Source organism: Catenulispora sp. GP43 (genome assembly GCF_041260665.1).
Classification (GTDB): Bacteria; Actinomycetota; Actinomycetes; order Streptomycetales; family Catenulisporaceae; genus Catenulispora.
The window spans coordinates 473,932-496,696 of the sequence record NZ_JBGCCT010000001.1 but is presented as its reverse complement, the minus strand read 5'-3'; the positions used below and the strand labels follow the sequence as shown (position 1 = coordinate 496,696).

General features: G+C 72.5%; 20 protein-coding genes. 13 read left to right on the top strand and 7 right to left on the bottom strand.

Going from position 1 to position 22,765, the window contains the following annotated elements:
• Positions 1-195 precede the first annotated feature (195 nt).
• From ABH926_RS02180 to mutM, 5 genes are all read left to right on the top strand, one after another.
• On the top strand, positions 196-1,158 hold the full coding sequence (locus tag ABH926_RS02180; RefSeq protein ID WP_370363521.1) for a hypothetical protein: 963 nt from the start codon (positions 196-198) through the stop codon (positions 1,156-1,158).
• Between the two features lie 173 nt (positions 1,159-1,331).
• Positions 1,332-1,946: a DUF177 domain-containing protein gene (locus ABH926_RS02175; protein WP_370363520.1), complete on the top strand. Its 615-nt coding sequence runs from the start codon at positions 1,332-1,334 to the stop codon at positions 1,944-1,946.
• A 4-nt stretch (positions 1,947-1,950) separates the two neighbouring features.
• Complete coding sequence (gene rpmF, locus ABH926_RS02170) at positions 1,951-2,124, top strand: 50S ribosomal protein L32 (protein WP_344670630.1); 174 nt, start codon at positions 1,951-1,953, stop codon at positions 2,122-2,124.
• A 23-nt stretch (positions 2,125-2,147) separates the two neighbouring features.
• Positions 2,148-2,978: a ribonuclease III gene (gene rnc / locus ABH926_RS02165; RefSeq protein WP_370363519.1), complete on the top strand. Its 831-nt coding sequence runs from the start codon at positions 2,148-2,150 to the stop codon at positions 2,976-2,978.
• A 25-nt stretch (positions 2,979-3,003) separates the two neighbouring features.
• Positions 3,004-3,882 (top strand): bifunctional DNA-formamidopyrimidine glycosylase/DNA-(apurinic or apyrimidinic site) lyase, encoded by an 879-nt coding sequence (mutM, locus tag ABH926_RS02160; RefSeq protein WP_370363518.1) that lies wholly within the window; start codon positions 3,004-3,006, stop codon positions 3,880-3,882.
• Here mutM and ABH926_RS02155 read toward each other — a convergent pair.
• On the bottom strand, positions 3,857-6,328 hold the full coding sequence (locus ABH926_RS02155) for a hypothetical protein (RefSeq protein WP_370363517.1): 2,472 nt from the start codon (positions 6,326-6,328) through the stop codon (positions 3,857-3,859). The two genes, mutM and ABH926_RS02155, sit on opposite strands and share 26 nt — an antisense overlap.
• A 216-nt stretch (positions 6,329-6,544) precedes the next feature.
• On the opposite strand from ABH926_RS02155, the gene ABH926_RS02150 reads away from it, so the two are divergent.
• Together ABH926_RS02150 and ABH926_RS02145 are read left to right on the top strand one after the other, a co-directional pair.
• Positions 6,545-8,455, top strand: a complete 1,911-nt coding sequence (locus ABH926_RS02150) for a DUF2142 domain-containing protein (protein WP_370363516.1) — start codon at positions 6,545-6,547, stop codon at positions 8,453-8,455.
• A gap of 59 nt (positions 8,456-8,514) precedes the next feature.
• Positions 8,515-10,080, top strand: coding sequence for an NAD(P)/FAD-dependent oxidoreductase (locus ABH926_RS02145; RefSeq protein ID WP_370363515.1), 1,566 nt, complete (start codon positions 8,515-8,517; stop codon positions 10,078-10,080).
• Between the two features lie 152 nt (positions 10,081-10,232).
• Here ABH926_RS02145 and ABH926_RS02140 read toward each other — a convergent pair whose 3' ends face one another.
• Positions 10,233-11,843 carry a hypothetical protein gene (locus tag ABH926_RS02140; protein WP_370363514.1) on the bottom strand — a complete coding sequence of 537 codons (1,611 nt, stop codon included), beginning with the start codon at positions 11,841-11,843 and terminating at the stop codon, positions 10,233-10,235.
• A gap of 75 nt (positions 11,844-11,918) precedes the next feature.
• Positions 11,919-12,347, bottom strand: coding sequence for a CAP domain-containing protein (locus ABH926_RS02135; protein WP_370363513.1), 429 nt, complete (start codon positions 12,345-12,347; stop codon positions 11,919-11,921).
• Here ABH926_RS02135 and ABH926_RS02130 point away from each other — a divergent pair.
• Entirely contained in the window at positions 12,316-12,819 is a 504-nt protein-coding gene (locus ABH926_RS02130) for a hypothetical protein (protein WP_370363512.1), read from the top strand. The genes ABH926_RS02135 and ABH926_RS02130 overlap by 32 nt on opposite strands.
• Positions 12,820-12,980: 161 nt before the next feature.
• Here ABH926_RS02130 and ABH926_RS02125 read toward each other — a convergent pair whose 3' ends face one another.
• Positions 12,981-13,784, bottom strand: coding sequence for a CAP domain-containing protein (locus ABH926_RS02125; RefSeq protein WP_370363511.1), 804 nt, complete (start codon positions 13,782-13,784; stop codon positions 12,981-12,983).
• A 446-nt stretch (positions 13,785-14,230) separates the two neighbouring features.
• Here ABH926_RS02125 and ABH926_RS02120 point away from each other — a divergent pair, with 446 nt between their 5' ends.
• The 3 genes from ABH926_RS02120 to ABH926_RS02110 all read left to right on the top strand — a co-directional run bounded on the left by ABH926_RS02120 (position 14,231) and on the right by ABH926_RS02110 (position 18,853).
• On the top strand, positions 14,231-14,440 hold the full coding sequence (locus tag ABH926_RS02120; protein ID WP_370363510.1) for a hypothetical protein: 210 nt from the start codon (positions 14,231-14,233) through the stop codon (positions 14,438-14,440).
• A gap of 185 nt (positions 14,441-14,625) precedes the next feature.
• Positions 14,626-18,273 carry a chromosome segregation protein SMC gene (smc, locus tag ABH926_RS02115; RefSeq protein WP_370363509.1) on the top strand — a complete coding sequence of 1,216 codons (3,648 nt, stop codon included), beginning with the start codon at positions 14,626-14,628 and terminating at the stop codon, positions 18,271-18,273.
• Positions 18,274-18,289: 16 nt separating this feature from the next.
• On the top strand, positions 18,290-18,853 hold the full coding sequence (locus tag ABH926_RS02110; protein WP_370363507.1) for a GNAT family N-acetyltransferase: 564 nt from the start codon (positions 18,290-18,292) through the stop codon (positions 18,851-18,853).
• A 6-nt stretch (positions 18,854-18,859) separates the two neighbouring features.
• Here the strand turns inward: ABH926_RS02110 and ABH926_RS02105 are convergent, their stop codons facing one another.
• The gene (locus ABH926_RS02105) at positions 18,860-19,264 is read right to left on the bottom strand and encodes an OsmC family protein (protein ID WP_370363506.1); all 405 of its coding nucleotides are present in this window, start codon (positions 19,262-19,264) and stop codon (positions 18,860-18,862) included.
• 82 nt (positions 19,265-19,346) lie between these two features.
• On the opposite strand from ABH926_RS02105, the gene ABH926_RS02100 reads away from it, so the two are divergent.
• Positions 19,347-19,727: a hypothetical protein gene (locus tag ABH926_RS02100; protein WP_370363505.1), complete on the top strand. Its 381-nt coding sequence runs from the start codon at positions 19,347-19,349 to the stop codon at positions 19,725-19,727.
• A gap of 5 nt (positions 19,728-19,732) precedes the next feature.
• Positions 19,733-20,671 carry a WXG100 family type VII secretion target gene (locus tag ABH926_RS02095; RefSeq protein WP_370363815.1) on the top strand — a complete coding sequence of 313 codons (939 nt, stop codon included), beginning with the start codon at positions 19,733-19,735 and terminating at the stop codon, positions 20,669-20,671.
• 70 nt (positions 20,672-20,741) lie between these two features.
• Here ABH926_RS02095 and ftsY read toward each other — a convergent pair whose 3' ends face one another.
• The gene (gene ftsY, locus ABH926_RS02090; RefSeq protein ID WP_370363504.1) at positions 20,742-21,935 is read right to left on the bottom strand and encodes a signal recognition particle-docking protein FtsY; all 1,194 of its coding nucleotides are present in this window, start codon (positions 21,933-21,935) and stop codon (positions 20,742-20,744) included.
• A gap of 156 nt (positions 21,936-22,091) precedes the next feature.
• Complete coding sequence (locus ABH926_RS02085; protein WP_370363503.1) at positions 22,092-22,583, bottom strand: hypothetical protein; 492 nt, start codon at positions 22,581-22,583, stop codon at positions 22,092-22,094.
• Positions 22,584-22,765: the final 182 nt, after the last annotated feature.

The window sequence follows — 22,765 nt, the reverse complement described above, 5'->3', positions numbered from 1 at the left end:
CGACTCGAGGCCGATTCGCGCCCATCCGTACTCTTGTTAATGCGTTTATTCGCACTCGACACGCCGTGCCGCTTCAGGTGCTTCGCAAAGCACTCATATGGAGTAAAAGGACTTGTCGGCGGGGCGCCTGGAGTAGTCAAGTAAGCGCCGACAGTGCCCGTTCCATGACCTTTTCCAAGACCCCAGGGAGCCATCGTGCGCGAGGATGTGAAGCCGGCCCGGACCCGTCGTCTGGTCACGGCCGCCGGTGCGGCCACGCTGATCGCCGCATGCCTGGGGGGTACCGCCCCGGCATGGGCCGACACATCGCAGACCTTCACGGAGGACGGTACGTTCACCGTGCCCGACGGCGTCACCCAGCTGACCGTCACGGCGGTGGGCGCCGGGGGCGGCGGCGGCGGGGACAACATCATGCACGGCAAAGCCTCCTGGGGCGGTGGGGGCGGGGGCGGCGGCGCGATCGTCCAGTGTGTGCTCCCGGTGACGCCGGGCCAGGTCTTCACGGTCTCGGTCGGCGGGAACGGCGGCCGCGGGTCGTCCCAGGCCGCCACCAAGGCCATGGCCACCCCCGGCGGCGGCACCGGCGGCGGCGCCGCCGGCCAGGACGGCCAGGCGGGCGGCTCCAACGGCGGCGGCGCCGAGCCCGGCAGCGGCGGAGGCGGCGGCGGAGGCGGGGCGAACGGCCGGACCAGCGGCCGGGAGCCGCACGGCGGTGACGGCGGGAGCGGGGCGAGCATGATCCCGGACATCTTCAGCCGCGGCGGCAACGGGGCCACCGACGTCTACGCCGGGGGCGGCGCGGGCGGCGGCGGGGGTGCCAGCGCCTTCGCGACCTCCGATCTGGCGGACTACGTCGTGGCGGCCGGCGGCTGGGGCGGCAGCGCCGGCGCGGTCGGCGAGGAGGACGGCGGCCACGGCGGCCTGCCGGGCCTCGGCGGCCGCGACGGCGGCTGCGTCTCGCAGGGGCAGCCGATCGACGCCACCGTGACCCCGGGCGGCGACGCCACCGGCGGGTCCGCGGCCAACAGCTCCAGCAACGCCGTCGGCGGCACCGGCGGCACCGGGAACGGCGACGGGACCGGCACCGGAGGGAACGGCGGCGGGGACAGCGACGACCCGCAGCCGGGCACCGGCGGCGAGATCGTGGTCAGCTACTGAGAAGATCGTCGGGACCCGCCGCGGGCGCCGGGAACCCCACCGGTCGGGCCCGGTGGGGCCGTGCGTTTGGCCGACACCCCGGCCCTCGGCTATCGTGGTTGTCTGCCTGACCGCCGAATGGCTGACGCACGCCTTTCGCCTTGAGGTCAACCACACACGACGATAGAGGGATCATGCCTGGCACGACGCCGAAGACACCGGCGCAGCCCGACCCTCGCTCGCCGTATGTGGTGGACACCCAAGACTTCGCCAGGCGCCCCGGCTCGATGCGCAAGCTGCACGAGACGGTCCCGGCGCCGGAGTCCCTCGGGGACAAGGACGGGGTCGCCGCCGTGCCGGCGGGTTCGGACGTGGAGCTCGACGTGCGGCTGGAAGCCGTCGTGGAGGGCGTCCTGGCCACCGGTACTGCCAGTGCCGCCGTGGCCGGGGAGTGCGTCCGGTGCCTGGAGCCGCTCGACCTCGAGGTCGAGGCGGAGTTCCAGGAGCTGTACTTCTTCCCGGGTGAAGACACGGGAGGCGACGAGGACGCGGTGTTCCTCGTCAACGATCTGCTCGACCTCGAGCCGGTCGTGCACGACGCGGTGGTGCTCGCACTGCCGTCGGCACCGTTGTGCCGGGACGACTGCCAGGGTCTGTGCCCCGAATGCGGCACGAACCTGAACGACGAACCGGAGCACTCGCACGAGACCGCCGACCCCCGGTGGGCGGCCTTGGCGGACCTGAAGGACCAAGTAGCAAGCAACAGCGGTACGGCGCCGGTCGCCCCGCCCGCCCGAGACCAGGAGTAGGCCCGTGGCCGTCCCGAAGCGCAAGAAGTCCCGCAGCCGTACCCGTTCGCGCCGTGCCCAGTGGAAGGCCGCGCCGCTGACCCTGGTGGCGTGCGACAACTGCGGCCAGACCAAGGTTCCGCACCACCTGTGCGAGAACTGCGGCACCTACGACCGCCGCCAGGTCGTCGAGGTCTGAGCCGCACCGGAAACTCGATAGCTGTGGCGTCTTCGAACAGGTCCGGCAAGGGCGGGACAGGAGCCTCCGCCCCGCCGGAGGATCTCATCGCCCGTCTCGGCCTGCCCGTGGACGCCCGGCTCATCGACCGGGCCCTGACCCACCGCTCGTACGCGTACGAGAACGGCGGCCTGCCCACCAACGAGCGCCTGGAGTTCCTGGGCGACTCGGTCCTGGGCCTGGTGGTCACCGACACGCTCTACACCACGCACAGCGAGCTGCCCGAGGGGCAGCTCGCCAAGCTGCGTTCGGCCGTGGTCAACTCCAAGGCCCTGGCCGAGGTGGCCCGCGGCCTGCGCCTGGGCGACTACGTGAAGCTGGGCCGCGGCGAGGAGACCACCGGGGGCCGGGACAAGGCCTCGATCCTGGCCGACACCCTGGAGGCCCTGATCGGCTCGGTCTACCTGGACCACGGCATCGAGGTCGCCTTCGACCTGGTCCGCCGGCTGTTCGGCCCGCTGATCGCCACCTCGGCGACCCTCGGCGCCGGCCTGGACTGGAAGACCTCGCTGCAGGAGCTGACCGCGGTCGCCGGCATCGGCGTCCCGGACTACCGGGTCACCGAGACCGGCCCGGACCACGACAAGTTCTTCGAGGCCGACGCCTGCGTCGGCGGCACCGTCTACGGTCACGGCTCGGGCCGTTCCAAGAAGGAAGCCGAGCAGCAGGCGGCCGAAGAGGCCTGGCGCACCATCCGCGAGACCCATGCGGAGGCGCTGGCCGCCAAGGGCGTGCTTCCCGGCGCCGCCGGAGACCGCAAGCTCACCCACGGCCCGTACGACATCGATCCGGATCCGGCGGCGGACGCTTCCTGACGGTGGCCTTCGGTACGCTCAGCGCGTGCCGGAACTGCCAGAAGTAGAAGTCGTCCGCCGGGGCCTGGAGCGCTGGGCCGTCGGGCGTACCGTCGCCACCGCCGAGGTACTGCACCCCCGGGCGATCCGCCGCTATCTCGACGGGCCCGAAGCCTTCGCCGCGCGCACCACCGGCCTCACCCTGCTCAGCGCCGAACGCCGCGGCAAGTTCCTGTGGCTCCCGCTCGCCGAGCCCGACTCCGACTCCGCTCCCGCCGAAGCGGTGACCGGCCACCTCGGGATGAGCGGCCAGCTCCTGGTCCAGCCCGCGGGCACCCCGGACGAGAAGCATCTGCGGATCCGCTTCACCTTCACCGACGGCGGCCCCGAACTCCGCTTCGTCGACCAGCGCACGTTCGGCGGCATGGCCCTGGAGAAGCTCGAACACGACCGCCACGGCCTGCTCGTCCCGACCTCCGTCGCGCACATCGCCCGCGACGTCATGGACCCCGACTTCGACGTCGACCACTTCCACAGCGAACTGCGCCGCCGCGAGACCGGCCTCAAGCGCGCGCTGCTGGACCAGACCCGGGTCAGCGGCATCGGCAACATCTACGCCGACGAGGCCCTGTGGATCGCGCGGCTGCACTACGACCGTCCGACCTCGAAGATGCGCCGCCCGGACACCGACCGGGTGCTGGCCGCGGCCCGCGAGGTGATGACCGCCGCGCTCGCCGTCGGGGGCACGTCCTTCGACAGCCTGTACGTGAACGTCAACGGCGAGAGCGGCTACTTCGCCCGGTCGCTGCACGCCTACGGCCGCGAGGGAGAACCCTGCGAGCGCTGCGGGACGGCGATCAGGCGGGAGTCCTTCATGAACCGGTCGAGCTACTTCTGCCCTAAGTGCCAACGGCTTCCGCGCTGACCCCGGCGGTTTCGCCGGCCTCCTTGACTTCGCTGACCTCGCTGACCTCGCTGACTTCGCTGCCACCGTTGAACTCGCCGGGCGGCGGGCCGATCCGGCCGGTCCGGCCAGCCCCGCCAGCCCCGCCAGCCCCGCCGGTCCGGAGCCGCCGCCTGCCGCGGTACCAGAGCGCGATGATCACTCCCGCCAGGCCCAGGCCGAACAGCGCCATCGCCTGCCCGATCCGGTAGCCCGGCGGCCGGAAGCTCAGCCGCAGCGTGCTGCCGCCCTTGCGCGCCGGCGGGAGCAGGACCTTGATGATCCCGACATCGGTGCCCTTCAGCCGCACTGTGTGGCCGTCCACCGTGGCCTGCCAGCCCGGCCACAGCAGCGCCGCGATCCGGATCTCGCCCTGGCCGGTGTAGCGCACGGTCTCGCCGACGCCGTCCGGGGCGATGTCGTCCGCCGTGACGTGCGCGCTCGGCGCCGTGAAGGAGACCCGTCCGTCCGGCCACGGCAGAGGCGCGCGGCGGTTCAGGACCAGCGTGTGGTCGTCCAGCGCGCGCACGGTCCAGCCGGCCGGCACCGTCAGCGGCTTCGCGCGCTTCTTCCCCGGCACTACCTGGGGGTTCAGCGTGTCCAGCACGTGCTGCTGGGTCTGGACCACCACGGTCTGCAGCCGCAGCAGGTCGGCGAGTTCGGCGGGGGAGTCGGAGTCCTTGCGCCACAGCCGGGTGTAGAGCGTCTGGCAGGTGCCGCCGTAGTAGGACATGCACAGGTGCCGCATGTAGGCGCGGTAGGAGACGCCGGTGTAGTTGTTCAGGCTCGTCACCCCGGCCACCTGCAGCAGGCTGCCACCGGGCAGGTCGTGCCAGACGCTGCGCCGGCCCAGCCGGTCGGCCTCGGTCAGCGGGTCCCCGACCATCAGGGTGTTGCCCTGGTACAGGGTGCCGAAGTGCTGCTTCATCGAGGCCACGTCGTGCTGCGGGTGCCAGTCGGTGACGTTCTGGTTGGCCGGGAAGGCCACGGCCTGGAAGCCCAGCACCGCCACGGTCCCGCCGATCAGCAGCCGGGACAGCGGCCGCCCGGCGCGCACCCGGCGGACCATCAGCCAGGACAGCACGCCGACCAGCGCGGTCGCGGCGATGACCGTGTGGAACCGGCCGGGCTGCGCCGACCACGACAGGTAGCCGCCGACCACGATGATCACCGCGGTGGCCGCCGCGCGGCGCCGGGGCAGGTCGGTGCGCGGCGACTCGGTGAGCGCCAGCGCCAGGACCACGCACAGGCCCAGATATGCGTACTCGATGACGCGCAGCGGCCAGCGGAACAGCCAGATCTGCGACGGGCCGACCGTAATCGCCAGGTACACCGCCGCCAGCAGGCCCACACCGATCAGCGCGCGCGGCCGGTGCAGCACCCGCCGCCAGTCCAGCCACGGCGCCAGCGGGGCGATGAACCAGGCCAGGTAGGTGGCCGGCACCGTCCAGAACGCCATGTGCCAGGACACCGAGTGCGGCAGGTACGCCGGGGCGGACAGGTTCAGCAGGTCGCCGACGCCGGGGACCAGGAAGCCGGTGTTCATGATGCCCGAGCCCGGCGAGCGGGTGGTGACCGCGGCGCTGAGCACCAGCGGCAGGAACACCAGCGCGGCCGCCGCGGCCGCCACCGCGCTGACCCCGGCCAGCCGCCAGATCGCCCGGCGGTCGCGCGCCGCCAGCGACTCCACGGCCAGCGCGCCGGCCACCACCACCATGCCCAGCAGGCCGTAGGGGTTGCCGGTGGTGACGATCAGCAGCCCGAAGACGATCGGCACCACCGGGTTCAGCCGGCCGCGCATGTACCGGCGCGCCGACCACCAGAAGTGCGCGGTCCAGGCGAAGCCCATGAGGCCGGCGATCCAGGAAGCGGCGTCGAAGTAGAGCGTGAAGCCGGAGAACGGCAGCGCGACCGCCACGACCGCCGCGGCGGCCCGGTTCGCGCGGTACTCGCGGCAGACCGCGTAGATGCCCAGCGTCAGCAGCACCAGGAACTGGGTCTTGATCACGATCGCGGCGATCAGCAGGTCCCCGGACAGCGCGGTGAACACCGCGTCCAGCAGCTCCACCGGGTTCCAGATCCCGAACAGCGCCTCGGCGGCGAAGTTGCCGCCGTTCCACATGCTCGGCACCAGCGGATTCCAGTGCCCGGCCAGCAGATCGGCGCCGATGCGGTGCCACACCGGCAGGAACTCGGCGGCGCTGTCGTCCCAGAGGTAGAAGAACCGGTTGGTCAGCAGCGGGATCTGCGCCAGCACCGCGACGACGACCGCGACCAGCGCGGCCGTCCCGGCCTCGGTGCGCGGCCGCCACCGGCGCCGGCGCCGGGACGGCCGGGCGCCCGGGTCGGGCGCATCGCCGCCGGGACGGATCAGGCGACCGGGAAGACGGGGGGCCGGCGGCCGCAGGGCCGGGGGCGTGACACTCAACGCAGGACTCCTCGGGCGTGGCGCTGGACGCACGCTGCGGACGGGCGCGCGCCGATGATGCACAACGAGCCACCGGCGGCCCCGGCACCGGCTGCTCCGCCGAACGGCTGGGATGTTCACCGCTTCCGGTGACGCGCGAGTGTCCGCGCCACCCCCGGACGCGCCGGTGGTCTAGCGTCCGCAGGACATCCCGCGCAAGCCTCAGGAGGCTGACTCGTGCCCCGGACCGTGCCCGCGCGGCAGCGCCAGACCATCGTCCGCCGGACCTGGCTGTCGGCCTTCGCCGCCTTCGCCCTGCTGGCCGTCGCCTGGTCGCTGGCCATGCCCGCGGACGGCACCACCGACGAGCGCCAGCACCTGGAGCGCGCCTACGGAGCGGTCTCCGGCCACCTGCTGGGCCCGCAGGGCGAGGACCCGCTCGTGCACCGCCCCGGCGCCGCCTTCGAGGTGCCCAAGAGCCTGCTGCCGCCGAACGCGCTGTGCGTCTACTTCCCGAACTACCACCAGGACCAGAGCTGGGTGGCCCGGGGCGCGAGCTGCCAGCACCCGGCACCGTCCACGCACGCCAAGGAGCGCGTGGTGTCCTGGGTGGGCCGCTACAACCCGCTGTACTACCTGGCGGTCGGCGGCCCGCTGCGCTTCTGGCCGGACATGACCGGCATCGTCCTGAGCCGGATCCTGGCCGCACTGCTGGCCTCGGCGTTCGCGGCGACGGCGACCACGGTGGCGATCCGCACCGGCCGGCCGATGCTGGTCGCGGCGCTGCTGACGGTGCTGACCCCGACGACGATCGCGCTGAACTCGACGGTGAACCCGAACGGGATCGAGATCTCGGCGGCGCTGCTGCTGTGGGTGTGCCTGGTGGACCTGGCACGGCCGGGCGCGGCGGGGCGGCGGATGACCTCGGCCGTCTCGGCGGGCTCGGCGGGCTCGGTAGCCGAGCCCGGTTGCGGGGCACGGCTTTCGCGGGTCGGTGTGCTGCGGCGAAGGGCTGCGACGAGGCTGGCCGCTCAGTCGGGCTCCACGGATCGGCGCTCGCTGGGCGGCTTGCTGCGTCGAGCGACTTCTATGGCCGAGTCTGGTTCTGCTGACCGGCGCTCGCGTGTTGACCTGCTGCGTCGAGCGACTTCCGCGGCCTCGGCGCCCGAACCGGCCTCCGCCTTCCCCTCCCAGCCCGCGCTCCTCCTCCTCGCCGCCCTGTCCGGCGCCGTCGTCCTCACCGTCCGCGCCGAGGGCCCGTTCTGGTTCGCGCTCGCCGTGGCCGGCTCGCTGGCGGCGGCCGATCCCGGTCGTATCAGGGAGTTGCTGCGCTGGCCCGCGGCTCGCCTGGTCGCCGCCGGGTGGGCGGTGATCGGGCTGCTGGCCGTGGCCTGGAACGTGCTCTCCGGCAACGACAAGGTCACCGACACCCTCATCGCCGTCCACCCCGCCGACCACCGCCTCGGCACCCTGCTGCGGGTGATCGCCGCGACCCGGGCCGGCGGGTGGTTCAGCGAGGCGTTCGCGCTGGATGTGCAGGCCTCGTGGGTGCCGATGCTGTGGGCGGCCCTGTCGGCGGCGGTGCTGATCCCGGTGGCGGTGCTGCGGACCCGGCGGGTGGCGGTCGCGGCGCTCGCCGTCGCGGCGGCCTCGCTGGGCATCACCGTGCTGCTGGAGATCAAGTTCCTCGGCACGCTCGGCTGGTCCCAGTACGGCCGCTACTTCCTGCCCGGTCTGGCCGGGACCGCGGTGCTGCTGGCCTCCGGTCCCGCCGGTGAGCTGCCGCCCCTGCTGCGCCGCCGGATTCCGCGGCTGTTCGCCGTCGGCGCCGGGTTCTGCCAGCTGTGGGTGCTCGCGGTCGAGATGACGCGGGTACAGGCCGGTCCGAACGCCCCGCTGAACCCCCTGGGCGGCTCCTGGCACCCGGCCGTCGGGTCGCTCACGGTGCTCGCCGTGGCGGCGCTCGGTGCCGCGGCCCTGATCGCCCTCGTGTGGGCCGCCACGGCGACCACAGCCGTCCCCACCCCTGTCGGCAGCGGCTCCGCGACCGTCGGTCCGCAGGCTCCGGCCGGCGCCCCGGCGACGGTCCCCGCCGCCGCTACCGCACTCGTGGGGTCGCAGGTGGTACCCGAACCGGCAAACACCTGATTCTTCACCTATTGGCGTAATACGCCGTTACTCTGCGCCTATCGTCTCGTTGGTGCGTCGTGTCAACAATCGATTCGCAAGCGCCAGAATCCGGACAGGGCGCGGCCGACGCGCCCGCCGTCGTCGTCATCGGGGCCGGGCCGGCCGGGCTGACGGCCGCCTACCAGCTGGTCAAGTCAGGGGTGCGGCCGACGGTCTTCGAGTCCGACGACGTCGTCGGCGGCATCAGCCGGACCGTGGAGCGCGGGGGTTGGCGCTTCGACATCGGCGGCCACCGCTTCTTCACCAAGGCCGGGCCGGTGGAGGCGCTGTGGCACGAGATCCTGCCCGACGAGGACTTCCTGATGCGGCCGCGGATGAGCCGCATCCACTACCGCGGCAAGCTGTTCGACTACCCGCTCAAGGCCGGCAACGCGCTGTCCGGGCTGGGGCTGGTCGAGGCCGCGCGCTGCGTCGGGTCCTACATGTGGGCGCAGATCAAGCCGCCGAAGGACCAGACCAAGTTCGAGGGCTGGGTCGCCGCGCGCTTCGGCTTCCGGCTCTACTCGATCTTCTTCAAGACCTACACCGAGAAGGTGTGGGGCATGCCGGCCAACGAGATCGAGGCCGACTGGGCCGCCCAGCGCATCAAGAACCTGTCGCTGTTCAAGGCGGTGGCCAACGCGTTGGCCCCGAAGCGCAACCAGAAGCAGATCACGAGCCTGATCGAGCAGTTCCAGTACCCGAAGTACGGCCCCGGCATGATGTGGGAGCGCTGCCGGGACCTGGTGACCGGCGGCGGCGGCTCGGTCGTGATGAACACCTGGGTCGAGACTGTGCACCGGGCCGAGGGCGGCGCCGTCGCGGTGACCGTGCGCGACGGCGCCGGCGAGCGCACCGTCGAGGCCGACCACGTGATCTCCTCGATGCCGATCTCCGCGCTGGTGCGCGCGATGGACCCGCCGGCCCCGGCCGAGGTGCTCGCCGCCGCCGACGACCTGCGCTACCGCGACTTCCTCACCGTCGCCCTGGTGGTGCCGGCCTCCGCCGGCTTCCCCGACAACTGGATCTACATCCACACCCCCGGCGTGCGGGTCGGCCGGATCCAGAACTTCGGCTCGTGGTCGCCGTACCTGGTCAAGGAAGGGCGCACCTGCCTGGGCCTGGAGTACTTCGTCTCCGAGGGCGACGACCTGTGGGAGGCCGCCGACGACGTCCTGATCAAGCAGGGCGCGCAGGAGCTGGAAGCCCTCGGCCTGGTGAACGCCGACGCCGTCGAGGAGGGCTACGTGGTGCGGATGCCCAAGGCGTACCCGGTCTACGACGAGTACTACCGCGGCAACGTGGACGTGATCCGCGAGTGGCTGGCGCGCGAGGTCCCGAACGTGCACCCGGTCGGCCGCAACGGCATGCACCGCTACAACAACCAGGACCACTCGATGATGACGGCGATGCTCACCGCCGAGAACATCGCCACCGGCACCACGCACGACGTGTGGTCGGTGAACGTCGAGGAGGAGTACCACGAGGAGGGCTCGGAGCAGAAGCCGTCCGGCACCTCGGGGACCGGCCGCGACGCCCCGATCCTGCCGCGCCGGCGGGTCGAGGCGCCGGAGGAGGCCTCGAAGGCCGACCAGCGGATCTGAGCCCGGCGGCTCATGCGGCTAGGCCGCTTACGCAGCCAGGCCGCTGAGACAGAACGGCCGGTGACACAGAACGGCCGGTAACACAGAACGGCGATGCCGCGGGTCCTTCCGGATCCCGCGGCATCGCCGTTCTCGCGCCGGTGCGTACCGCCTCAGAGGGCCGGTTGTTCGGCCTCCGCCGGGACCGGCTGCGGGATCCCCGCGTCCTCCGCGCGCCGGCGCCAGGTCCGCCTCGCCAGCACCACGATCACCTCCACCGCGGCGAAGGCCCACACCAGCGCCGTCGAGAACACCGCCAGGTCGAGGTGCTTGGCGGTGTCGATCCCGTCGGCGAACGCTGAGGCGCCGAACTGGGTGGCCGCCACCGCGAGCAGCAGCCCCAGCACCGCCCCGGCGCCGCGCAGCGCCCGGTGCCGGCGCGTGGCGAACACCGCCGCCGCCGGGACCAGCCACAGCAGGAGCAGCGTCCCCATCCCGGCGCCGCGCAGCAGCCCGAGCGCGTCGGTGACCGGCGCCCAGCGGGTGTCCAGCACGCCGCGCTTCGTGTGGCCGTTGTCGGTGTAGTTCGCCAGGTGCGGCAGGACCATGACCTGCTTGCCGCCCGGCCTGGCACTGCACAGCGTGGCCGTCGGCCGGGGCACGTAGAAGTACGCCGCGGCGCGGTCCAGCACCGGCAGCAGCCGCGTCGGGTGGTCGGCGAAGTAGCGGAGGATCCGCTGGTGCGACAAGCCCTTGGTGAACCGCTGGTAGGCGGCGCTGTCCTGCAGCGACGGCGGCGCGCACCAGGGCGGCGCCCCGGAATAGTTCGCGAGCCAGGACGGCGCGTTGAACGCCGCGAGGTCGCCCCCCGGATGCGCCGTGGTCGGCAGCAGCGTGACGGTCACGAAGTTCGCCTCGGTCAGCTGCGCCGTCCGCTTGTCCTCGTTGCCCGACACCGCGAACGCCCCGGCCGCCAGCACCACCACGGCCACCAGACCGGTCAGCCGCTGCCGCAGCCGCAGGTCCAGCCCGCGCAGCCGGGCCACCGGCACCGGGACCGCCGGCGCCAGCAGCACCAGGGCCAGCGGCAGCATCGCCGGCACGTTCTGGGTCTTCGCGGTGGCCAGGAAGAGCCCTGAGACACCGGTGACCGCGATGCCCGCGAGCCGCCGCCGGCGGCTCGGCCCGGCCAGCAACAGCACGCCGACCACCACGTAGAGCAGGCCGATGATCGAGGCGATCTCGCTGAAGGGCGAGACCGCGTAGTCGATGAACACGGTGTCCGCGACGACCCCCAGCACCGCGGCGCACAGCAGCAGCCGGTAGCGGTGCCGCAGCGTCAGGACCCGGTACAGCATCCCGATCGCCAGCCCGATCAGCAGGCAGCACACGACGCCGACCGCCCGCAGGTCCAGGTAGCCCGGCAGCCGCAGTACCCGGGTGAGCAGCCGGCCCGCGTACAGCACCAGCACCTGGCTGCTCTGATAGGGCACGTCCGGCAGCCGGATCGAGCCCAGCATGTGCTTGTGGCAGGTGAAGTGCGCGAGGTGGTCGTAGCGGTAGTACACGTAGTCGCGCAGCCGGGGGGTGTTCTTCGGCATCCGCACGTCGACGCCGAGGTGGCACATCAGCCGGACGCCGTCATAGTTGTCGGCCACCCCGACCGGCCGCGGCACGAACAAGCGCAGCATGAGCAGCACCGCCGAACCCATGCCGACGGCCGCCGCGAGGACGGTCGCCGAGAGCCGGGACGGACGGAGGCCTTCGATCCTTGGTTTACGCACGCCTTGGTTCAACGACCGAGGCGGTGCCGCATCACGCTTTCTCCGCTTTCCTGGTGAATCCGCCGGGCAGGCGGCTCACAGCCAGCCGAGCTCGATCGTCCAGTACACGTCGCCGGTCGCCGGATCCAGCTGCGCCGAGACCCCGATCGTGGTGTTCCAGAACGACAGCAGCGCGCGCCGCGACGACGGGTCCTGCATCAGTGCGCCGATGACGTCGTCGCCGGGCTTGCCGTGCGCGATGAGCTCCTGGGACAGCGAGTAGCAGCCCACGTCCGCCGCGCGGCTGAACGGATCGGAGCCGTCGGAGCCGATGTGGCTGAAGTCGCCGGTGTGCGCCATGTCCGTGGAGTGCAGCTTCGCCGCCTTGGTCAGCAGAGAGTCGATGCTCAGCCCGCCGACTCCCTGCTGGTCCCGGGCGCTGCCGATCTCGTTGAGCGCCGAGGAGACCGCGGCCGAGGAGTTGAACGGCGCGGTGTTCGACGCCGACGGGGTCGTCGGCGGCACCACCGGCGTGGTCGGCGGGCTGCTCGGGGGAGTGGTCGGCGGCCGGCTCGGCGTGGACGGGGCGGACGGCGAGGGCTGCGACCGGCTCGGCTGCGGCTGCGAGGACCGCGAGGAGGAGGACGGCGCGGTCGGCGTGTGCTCGGTGAACGGCGCCGGGTTGGAACTCGGCCCGGCCGCCGGGGCGGCCGCCGTGCTGGTCGGCGTCGCGGGCGCGTCCGAGGACGAACTGGCCGGCGCGGTCACCGTCACGAACCCCGGAGCCGCGTTGCCGCCGTTGCCCGGCGCCATCGGCGCCAGACGGTTCGGCGCGCCGTCCAGCACCGTCGAACCCGTCCCGGCCGGGCCGCCGTGCAGGATCCCGGGCGCGACGAAGGCGAACGCGGCGATGGCCGCCGTGGACAGGCTGCCGATGGCGATCGGCGTCGGCCGCAGCGGGCTGAACGGGCTGCGGGCCCGGTGGCGCGCGCTGTAGGAGCCGGCCCTGATGCCGGCCTCCTGCCACGTGCGTAGGTCCATGCGCTGATTCCCCCTGGTCCTTCGAGCGCCCGAAGTCACCAGATGCTACCGCTGAGGCGCAAGGGGAGTAAGACTATTCGCCGCCTGCCACGAGCGGATTCTCGGCGCGGAGCCGAGTCAGGAATAGCCGAAGTCCTGGGTCCACCACGGCCCGTCCGGACCGAACTGCACGCCCACGCCGATGGCCTTGGACGAGCAGTTCAGGATGTTGGCGCGGTGGCCCGCGGAGTTCATCCAGGCCTCGACGACCGCCTGCGGGGTGGGCTGGCCCATCGCGATGTTCTCGGCGGAGGGATCTGAGTATCCCCGGGCCTCGATGCGGGCCCACGGCGTCACGCCGTTCGGGGTGTCGTGGTCGAAATAGCCCCGGGCCCGCATGTCGACGCTGTGGCCTATCGCCGCGGTGCGCAGCCGCGGGTCGTCGCGCAGCGCGGGGCAGCCGTGCGCCGCGCGCTGGTCGTTGGTCAGCGAGACGACTTCGGCCTCGTAGGAGGCGGCCTGGTCCGAGGAGATCTGCACGGTCGGCGCACCGTTGCCGGTGGGCGTGCTCCGCGCCGGCAGGCCCGGGGTGGCCGAGCGGGTCGCGTCGCGGGACACCGGCGGGGCCGAGCGGCTGCCGGCGGTCGTCGGGTCCGACGAGGACGACGAGGACGACGAGGGCGACGAGGGCGACGGGGCCGGGGTCCGTGCAGTGATGTCCGCCGGGGCGGCGGTGGTCGGCGCCGAGCCGCCGGGGGCGAGCGCGACCTCGCCCTCGACCCGGGGGCGCAGTATCAGCGGCGCGGTGATCGCCAGGCCGCCGGCCAGGGCGGTGAGCACCGGTCCGCGCAGCCTCCGGCGCCGAGCGGGCGCTCTGCGACGGTGGCTGGTCGGGCGGCGGGGGCGGTCGGACCGGTCCCCGCCGTCAAGCACTGAGGCCATGCCGTCAAGCTACAAAGGGTCGTTAGCCCGTTCGAGCGACTTGGGTAAAGCTTTGCGTCCCTGGTCCGTCCCGGACCTAGTCGGGGACCACTCCAGAGTGAATTCCCGCTCCGATTAAGGCGGATCAGGCCCGGATAAAGCTTGACGACCCGGTGTCGCAAGTGATCGAGTGGGCCCACGGCCTCCGGGGTCCGCTTTGCGGTGCCCTGCTTCGTGTTGACCCAAGACCCCTTTCGGTGCGACCCTGGTAGTCGCGCACTCCTTTATGTCGGCGCGGTATGCCCTGTGATGAAACCGGCTAAACACCGGCCTCATCGCTGATTCATAACGCTTCCGACGCTGCCCCCGCAGCCGGTGCGCGACCACGGCACCACCTTGTCTGGCAGGTTGACACCTACAGAGGTTCTGGCGAAGACGCCAGGCACTCATCGTGAAGGACCCTCACTATGGCTAAGGCGCTTCTCGGGCATGTCGCTGCGGTGGACCACCGCATGGTTTCCGAGATGAGGCGGCTCAAGCAGCGCGTCGTCGACCTGGAGGCGTATGTGTCCCGCCTCGAGGACGAGAACGCGGCGCTGGCCGCTGCGAAGTACAGCTCGACCGGGCTGGACTCCGAATTCAGCGAACTGGAGCGGGAGCCCGCTCTGTCCCGCTGACCGACCAGCGGCATCTCCCATTGCAAGGGACGTTGGAGCGACCTCCGGCGTCCCTTGACCTGGAGGGGGTACGCTCCGAGGTAGCCTCGCCGGGCGCGCCATCAGCACCGACGGGCGAAGCGTGGACCAAGGACCCCTAAACCAGGCCCCAGCCGGCCGGGCATCGCAGGAGAGTGTCGCCGCACGTGTACCTGAAGACCCTGACCCTGCGCGGCTTCAAGTCCTTCGCCTCGGCCACCACCCTGCGCCTGGAACCGGGCATCACCTGTGTGGTCGGCCCCAACGGCTCGGGCAAGTCGAACGTCGTGGACGCGCTGGCCTGGGTGATGGGCGAGCAGGGCGCCAAGTCGCTGCGCGGCGGCAAGATGGAGGACGTCATCTTCGCCGGCACCACCGGCCGCGCGCCGCTGGGCCGGGCCGAGGTGGCGCTGACCATCGACAACGGCGACGGCGCGCTCCCCATCGACTACTCCGAGGTCACGATCTCGCGGATCATGTTCCGCAACGGCGGCTCGGAGTACGCCATCAACGGCGACCCCTGCCGCCTGCTGGACATCCAGGAACTGCTCTCCGACTCCGGCATCGGCCGCGAGATGCACGTCATCCTCGGCCAGGGCCGGCTGGACGCGGTGCTGCAGGCCAGCGCCGAGGACCGCCGCACCTTCATCGAGGAGGCGGCCGGCGTCCTGAAGCACCGCAAGCGCAAGGAGAAGGCGCTTCGCAAGCTCGACGCGATGCAGGCCAACCTGACCCGCCTCACCGACCTGACCGGCGAGCTGCGCCGCCAGCTCAAGCCGCTGGGCCGGCAGGCCGAGGTGGCCCGCCGCGCCGTGGTCATCCAGGCCGACCTGCGCGACGCCCGGCTGCGCCTGCTCGCCGACGACCTGGTCGGCATGCGCCTGGCCTTCGAGCAGGAGGCCGCTGACGAAGAGGCCATGAAGGTCCGGCGCAAGCAGCTGGAGCGGGCCTACGCCGAGGCGCAGGCCCAGGAGACCGAGCTCGAACAGCGCGGCGCCGCTCTGGTGCCGTACCTCGCCGAGTCCCAGGAGACCTGGTACCGCCTCAGTTCCCTGAAGGAGCGCTACCGCGGCTCGGCGCAGCTGGCCGTCGAGCGGGTCCGCAACGCCTCGCGCACCGCCCCCGAGGAGCGGCACGGCCGCGACCCGGAGGAGATGCAGGCCGAGGCCATGCGGATCCGCGAGGAAGAGGCCGAACTCGCCGAGGAGATCGCCGAGGCTCAGGAGAGCCTGGCCGGCGCGGTCATGCAGCGCACCGACGCCGAGAGCGCGCTGCAGCAGGAGGAGCGCCGGCTGGCCGCCTCCGTGCGGGCCGCCGCCGACCAGCGCGAGAGCCTGGCCAAGCTGGACGGCCGGGTCGGCGCCATGCGTTCCAAGGCCGCCGCCGCCGACGCCGAGATCGGCCGCCTCGGCGCCGCCGCCGAGGAGGCCCGGGGCCGGGCCGCCGGGGTGCAGCGCGAGTACGACGAGCTCAAGGCCGAGGTCGAGACCCTGGAGACGGACGGCGGGGGGCTGGACGACGAGGTCGAAATGGCCTCGCAGGCGCTGTCGGAGTCCGAGGAGAAGCTCACCGAGCTGCGCGCCGCCGAACGCGAGGCGCAGAAGGAGCACGCCGGCTTCGCCGCCCGCAAGGAAGCCCTCGAACTCGGCCTGAACCGCAAGGACGGCGCCGGCGCCCTGCTGGCCGCCACCGACCGGCTGTCCGGACTGCTCGGCAGCGTCGCGGCGATACTGACCGTGGAGTCCGGCGCCGAGGCCGCGGTGGCCGCCGCGCTCGGCACCGCCGCCGACGCGGTCGCGGTGACCAGCGTGGACAGCGCGGTGAACGCGATCCGGCTGCTGAAGGCCGAGGACGCCGGCCAGGCCACGGTCATCGTGGGCGGCGACGTCTCCTATTCCGACGACGGCGACTGGCCCGAACTGCCCGGCAACGCCCGCTATGTCATCGACCTGATCCAGGTCCAGGAGGAGCTGCGCCCGGCGTTCACCCGGCTGCTGAACCGGATGGCCGTGGTCGAGGACCTGTCCGAGGCCTCCGAGCTGATCGGCCGGACCCCGGACGTGCGGGCCGTGACCAGGGATGGCGACGTGCTGGGCCGGGACTCGGCGCGCGGCGGCTCGTCCTCGGCGCCGACGCTGCTGGAGGTCCAGGCCGCGGTCGACGAGGCCGCCGAGAAGCTCTACGAGGCCGGCGCCCGCGCCGAGCGGCTGCGCACCGAGCTGGAGTTCGCCACCGCCGAGCGGCAGACCGCCAAGGCCCGGGTGGACGCGCTGATGGCGCAGCGCCGCGAGGCCGACAGCCAGAAGGCCGGCGTCGCGCAGCAGCTGGGCCGGCTCGGCGGCCAGGCCCGGGCCGCGCTCGGCGAGGTGGAGCGCTTCGTCGCCGCGATCGCGAAGGCCGAGGAGGCCCGCGACCGCGACCTGGCCCAAATCGAGGAACTGGAAGGCCAGCTCCTGGCGGCGCAGGAGGCGGCCGCCGCGGCCGAGGAGCTCGGCGACGCGCTGTCGACGAGCCGCCGCGACGAGTTCGCGCAGGAGGCCACCGCCGCGCGCACCGCGGAGATGGAGGCCCGCCTGGCGGTGCGCACCGCCGAGGAGCGCGCCCGGGCCCTGGCCGGCCGCGCCGACCAGCTGGACCGCGCCGCGCAGCAGGAGCGCGAGGCCCGCGAGCGGGCCATAGAGCGCGCCGAGCGCCTGGCCGAGGAGGCCGAGGTGGCCCGGGCCGTTGCCCACGGCTTCGAGCAGGTCATCCGGCACCTGGAGCAGTCCCTGGCGCTGGCCCAGACCCGGCGCGAGGAGGCCGAGCGCGCCCGGGTCGAGCACGACGCCCAGATCCAGGTCGTCCGCGCCCGGGTCCGCGAGCTGTCCGGCGAGCTGGAGAAGCTCACCGACTCGGTGCACCGCGACGAGGTGGCCCGCGCCGAGCGCCGGATGCGCATCGAGCAGATGGAGGAGAAGGCGCTGGCCGAGCACGGCGTCGAGGCCGACGTGCTGGTCGCCGAGTACGGCCCCGAGGTGCCGATCCCGCCGACCGTCCAGGGCGACATCCCGGTGCCCTACGACCGGGCCGAGCAGCAGCGCCGGCTGAAGAAGGCGGAGAAGGACTACGCGGCCCTGGGCAAGGTCAACCCGCTGGCGCTGGAGGAGTTCGCGGCGCTGGAGGAGCGGCACCAGTTCCTGTCCGAGCAGCTGGAGGACCTGAAGAAGACCCGCAAGGACCTGCTGGACATCATCAAGGAGGTCGACGACCGGGTCGAGCAGGTCTTCACCGAGGCCTACGCCGACGTCGCGCGCGAGTTCGAGGGCGTGTTCTCCCGCCTGTTCCCCGGCGGCGACGGCCGGCTGATCCTCACCGACCCCGAGGACATGCTGACCACCGGCATCGAGGTCGAGGCCCGCCCGCCGGGCAAGAAGGTCAAGCGCCTGTCGCTGCTGTCCGGCGGCGAGCGCTCGCTGACCGCCGTGGCGTTCCTGGTGTCGATCTTCAAGGCCCGGCCCTCGCCGTTCTACATCATGGACGAGGTCGAGGCGGCGCTGGACGACACCAACCTGGGCCGCCTGATCAACATCATGGAGGAGCTGCGGGCCACCTCGCAGCTGATCGTGATCACGCACCAGAAGCGCACCATGGAGGTCGCCGACGCGCTGTACGGCGTCACCATGCGCGGGGACGGCGTCACCACGGTCATCAGCCAGAAGCTGCGCGACAAGGCGACCGGGACGATGAACGACGCGCCCAAGGTCGTCCCGGCGCAGACCGCGCAGGACGTCGCGAGGATGGCCTCCGGAAAGACGATGGAAGACGAAACGGTCTGAGCCTTACCCTGCTGCGATGACCAGTGAGGAAATACGGCTGTCCGACGATGTCGTCCTGCGGCCGGTCCGGGTGGCCGACGCGGCGGCCTACGCGCGCGCCTACAAGCGCAACTTCGCGCACCTGGAGCCGTGGGAGCCGATCCGTCCGGACGAGTTCTACACCGAGGCCGGGCAGGCCAGGCAGCTCGTGAAGTTCGACCAGGAGCGGGCCGCGGGCCGGGTCCAGCGCTGGGCCTTCGACCTCGGCGACGACGAGGTCTACGGCAGCATCACGCTGTCGGGGATCGAGCTGGGCATCTTCCTCAATGCCCGGATGGGCTACTGGGTGGACGCCACCCTCATCGGCCGGGGCCTGGCCACCGCGGCGGTCAACGGGGTGTGCGACCACGCCCTCCGGACCTGGAACCTGCACCGCATCGAGGCCGGGACGAACGTGGAGAACGCCGCCTCCCAGCGGGTGCTGGCCAAGTGCGGGTTCGAGGAGATCGGGATGTCCCGCGCGCACCTGTACATCAACGGGAAGTGGTCGGACAGCAGGCAGTTCCACCGGATCCTGCACACGGATCCGGTGCCGCGGTAGAGGGGATCAGACGCCGTCGAGGTCCAGATTCACCGGTGTGCCCTCGCGCAGTGAGCGGCTGACCGTGCAGTGCCGCTCCTCCACCCGCTCGGCGACGTCTCGGAAAACCTTCTCGGCGTCGGCGTCGCCGGCGGGCAGTTCCACGTCGTAGGCCAGGGTCACCGGCCCGAGCTTGTTCCGCTCGATCTTCTCCGAGGTCGCCGTCGCCACCAGCTTCGTCATCCGGTGCCCGCGCTGCGCGGTCAGCGGCTCGGTGGTGACGATGTTGCACCCGGCCACCGCGACCAGCAGCAACTCCACCGGGGAGAAGTTCGGGCCCTGGCCGTCCCCGCTCAGCTCGATGCGGGCGCCGCGCTCGTTGGTGGCGATGTAGCGCCCGTCGTCGGTGCGCTCGACCTTGATCTCATACATGGGAACCAGTGTTCGCGGGGTGCTGCGAACCTCGCAACCCGGAGTAGGCTCCGCGTCGGATCGAGGAGATGGGAGGGGTTCAGTGACGACGGACCTGACCGGCCGGATGGACGCGTTCATGGCCGCGCTCCGGGCCGCGGAGGCGTCGCTGCGCGAAGTCCCCGGCAAGCTGGAGGGGGCCCGGGTCCACGACTTCGCGTTCGGGAAGATGTTCGAGGCGACCGAGGTCCGCGACGCGTACCACAAGCGGCTCCCGGAGACCGAGAAGGACATCGCCGAGGCCTGCGAGGTGCTCGAGCACTTCATCGCCGGCCTGGACGGCGGCCGCGCGATCGGCACCAACCCGGACGGCCCGGACCCGGACCGCCCCGACTCGGCCCTGTCGCAGGTCTCGGAGTGGACCGCCGACTCCTTCCCGTGGCGCCGGCGGATCCCGCTGCAGACGGAAGGCGGCGCGTCGTGAAGATCATGCTCATCACGGGCCTGAGTTTCGCGGTGTTGATCTTCGGCATGTGGGGCCTGGGCGTGCTGGTGGTCCGCAACCAGAGCCGCAAGCTGAAGGAGGCGCCCGGCCCGGAGCTGACCGAGCAGATCGGGCAGACCGCGGCCGAGGTCCACAGCATCGAGGAGTTCCTCGCCCGGGCCGAGGCGATGCCGCAGGGGCGCGAGCCCGAGCCCCGCCCGGAGCACGTGGCCGCGCGCGACCAGGAGAAGCTGGAGGCCCTGGCCAAGCGCCACTTCCCGCATCTGGAAGTGCCGCATCCGCATCTGCACCTGGTCGGCATCACCGGCCTGGAGAAGCGGCTGCTGGTCTGGGTCTCGCACCACACCGGCCTGCCCAGCCCGTTCGTGCTCCTGGACAAGCTCACCGGCGACCCGGACGAGCTGGAGCGGGCCGCCAAGGCCTGGGACGCCGCGCACGCCCACGTCCAGCAGACCGTCACCGACCTGTGCTCGGCCGCCGCCGCCCTGCACAGCGGCTGGGACGACGAGACCGCCGAGCGCTTCTACCCGCTGCTGGCCGACTTCCTGGCCGAGCTCGACACCCTGGCCGACAACCTGGCCAAGAGCGCCGAGACGCTGCGCGGCCTGCGCGGCGAGGCGGCCCTGGCCGAGGGGACCATCGCCGGCCTGATCAACCTGCTCGTCGGCTCGCTCGGCGGCTTCCTGGTCGAGGAGGTGCTGTCGGTGGGCACGATGACGCCGGCGGTCGCGGCCCAGGCCCAGGTGGAGATCACCTGGGTGCTGAAGCAGATCGCGATGGCGGCCGGCCGGCTGCAGGGGATCTACGCGAACACCCGGCACGTGCTGGACAGCGTGAGCGGCTTCAAGGGGATGCAGCACATGCACAACTGCTTCCAGGCCGACGTGGTGCAGCGGATCGAGCGGCTGGTGGACAGCGAGTGAGCCGCTGACACGACGAAGGGCGGCCGGATGTCCCCGGCCGCCCTTCGCTGTCTCGTCTTCTTCGTCCCGGCTACTGGAGCAGGGCGTCCACGAACGCCTCGGGGTCGAACGGCGCCAGGTCGTCCGGGCCCTCGCCGAGCCCCACGAGCTTGACCGGCACGCCCAGCTCCTTCTGCACGGCCACGACGATGCCGCCCTTGGCGGTGCCGTCCAGCTTGGTCAGCACGATGCCGGTGATGTTCACCACCTCGGCGAACACCCGGGCCTGCACCAGGCCGTTCTGCCCGGTGGTGGCGTCCAGCACCAGCAGGACCTCGTCCACCGTGCCCTGCTTCTCGGCGACCCGCTTGACCTTGCCGAGCTCGTCCATCAGCCCGGTCTTGGTGTGCAGCCGCCCGGCGGTGTCGATGAGCACGGTGTCCACGCCCATCCCGGTGCCCTCCTTGACCGCCTCGAACGCCACCGACGCCGGGTCGGCGCCCTCGGCCCCGCGCACGGTGTAGGCACCGACCCGCTGGCCCCAGGTCTGCAGCTGGTCGGCGGCGGCGGCCCGGAAGGTGTCGGCCGCGCCCAGCACGACGGTGTAGCCGTCGGCGACCAGCACGCGTGCGAGCTTGCCGGTGGTGGTGGTCTTCCCGGTCCCGTTGACCCCGACCACCATCGCCACGGCCGGGCGCTCCGGCGCCCCGTCGGCGGCGGGGTGCTTGGCCACCTTCAGCGTCCGGTCGAGCGTCGGGTCGATCAGCGCGATCAGCTCCTCGCGCAGCAGCGCCCGGGCCTCGTCCACCGACCGCGAGCCCTGCACCCGGGTGCTGGTCCGCAGCCGCTCGACCAGCTCGGTCGCCGGCCCCACCCCGAGATCGGCGGCCAGCAGCGTGTCCTCGATCTCCTCCCACGTCGCCTCGTCGAGCTTGTCGCGGCTCAGCAGCTTCAGCAGCCCCTGCCCCAGCGTCCCCTGCGAGCGCGAGAGCCGGGAGCGCAGCCGCACCAGCCGTCCGGCGGTGGGCTCCGGCACCTCGATCTCCGGCGCCGCCTCGGCCTCGGCCGCACTCGGCGCCGGCGCGGCGGCCACCGGCGGAGCACGCTCCGCGACGGTGGTGCTCCCACCCCCGGAGGGCGCCTCCTGCGCCTTCCCCGCCGGCACCGACGGTGCGGCGGGCGGCGCGTCCACCGCGCGCCCACGGCCTCGGGCACGGAAGAACAGGGCGGTCGCGCCGATGACGGCTATGGCCGCGATGACGATGCCGATGACGAGGAACTCCATGGGAGACATCCTCGCATGTGGAGCCGGTCGGTTCGGCCGTTCGGCGGCCGCCGGGGCGGGCTCGGGGCCGACCCGGGCGTGGCCGCGGCCGGTCGGCTCGGCGGGATCGGGCTCGGCATCGGGCTTGGCATCGGGCTCGGGATCGGGATGCCCCGGCTACCCCACCCGACTCCCCGCGAACAAAGGCCCCCGCTGCTCACCCCGCCGGCAGGCGTGCGCCAGCGCCCCGAGCAGCAGCCGCGCCGGCGGCAGCACCGCGCCGCGCTCGGGCCGCCCCTCCGGCACGGTCTCCGGCGGCCGCACCCACCGCGGACTGCCCGCCGCCGGCAGCGGTGTGTCGGCGGCCAGCACCACGCCGATCGTCCGGACGTCCGTGTCGGCCGGCTCCCAGCCGAGCTCCTTCAGATCCCCCAGGAAGGAGGCCGTGGTCCCGGCCTCCACGAAGAACCGCAGCCGGCTCCCGTCCACCCCGTGCCCGGCCGGCACCGTCAGCACCGGCCCCAGCGGCGTCCCCAGCCGCTCCAGCTGCAGCAGCACCCGGCGCCCGGCGGCGGCCGGCACGTCCAGCAGGTCGTAGGCCGCGGGCAGCCGCAGTGCCGCCGCGGGCCTGGCGTGGGCGCGGCGGGTTACCCCCAGGCGTACTCGCATGCTTCCTCCAACGCCGACGGACGCCTCGGGGTCACGCTGCCCACCCGGGAAGGTCGTTAGACCTACGTCGTCCGACGACTGTGGTTCGACAAGGTGGCGAACCGTGGCGAATCGCAGTGTTCGAAAACGTTCGGCTGCGGGCATCGTCGCGGTGCGGTTACGTTCTGCAACACAGGGTTTCG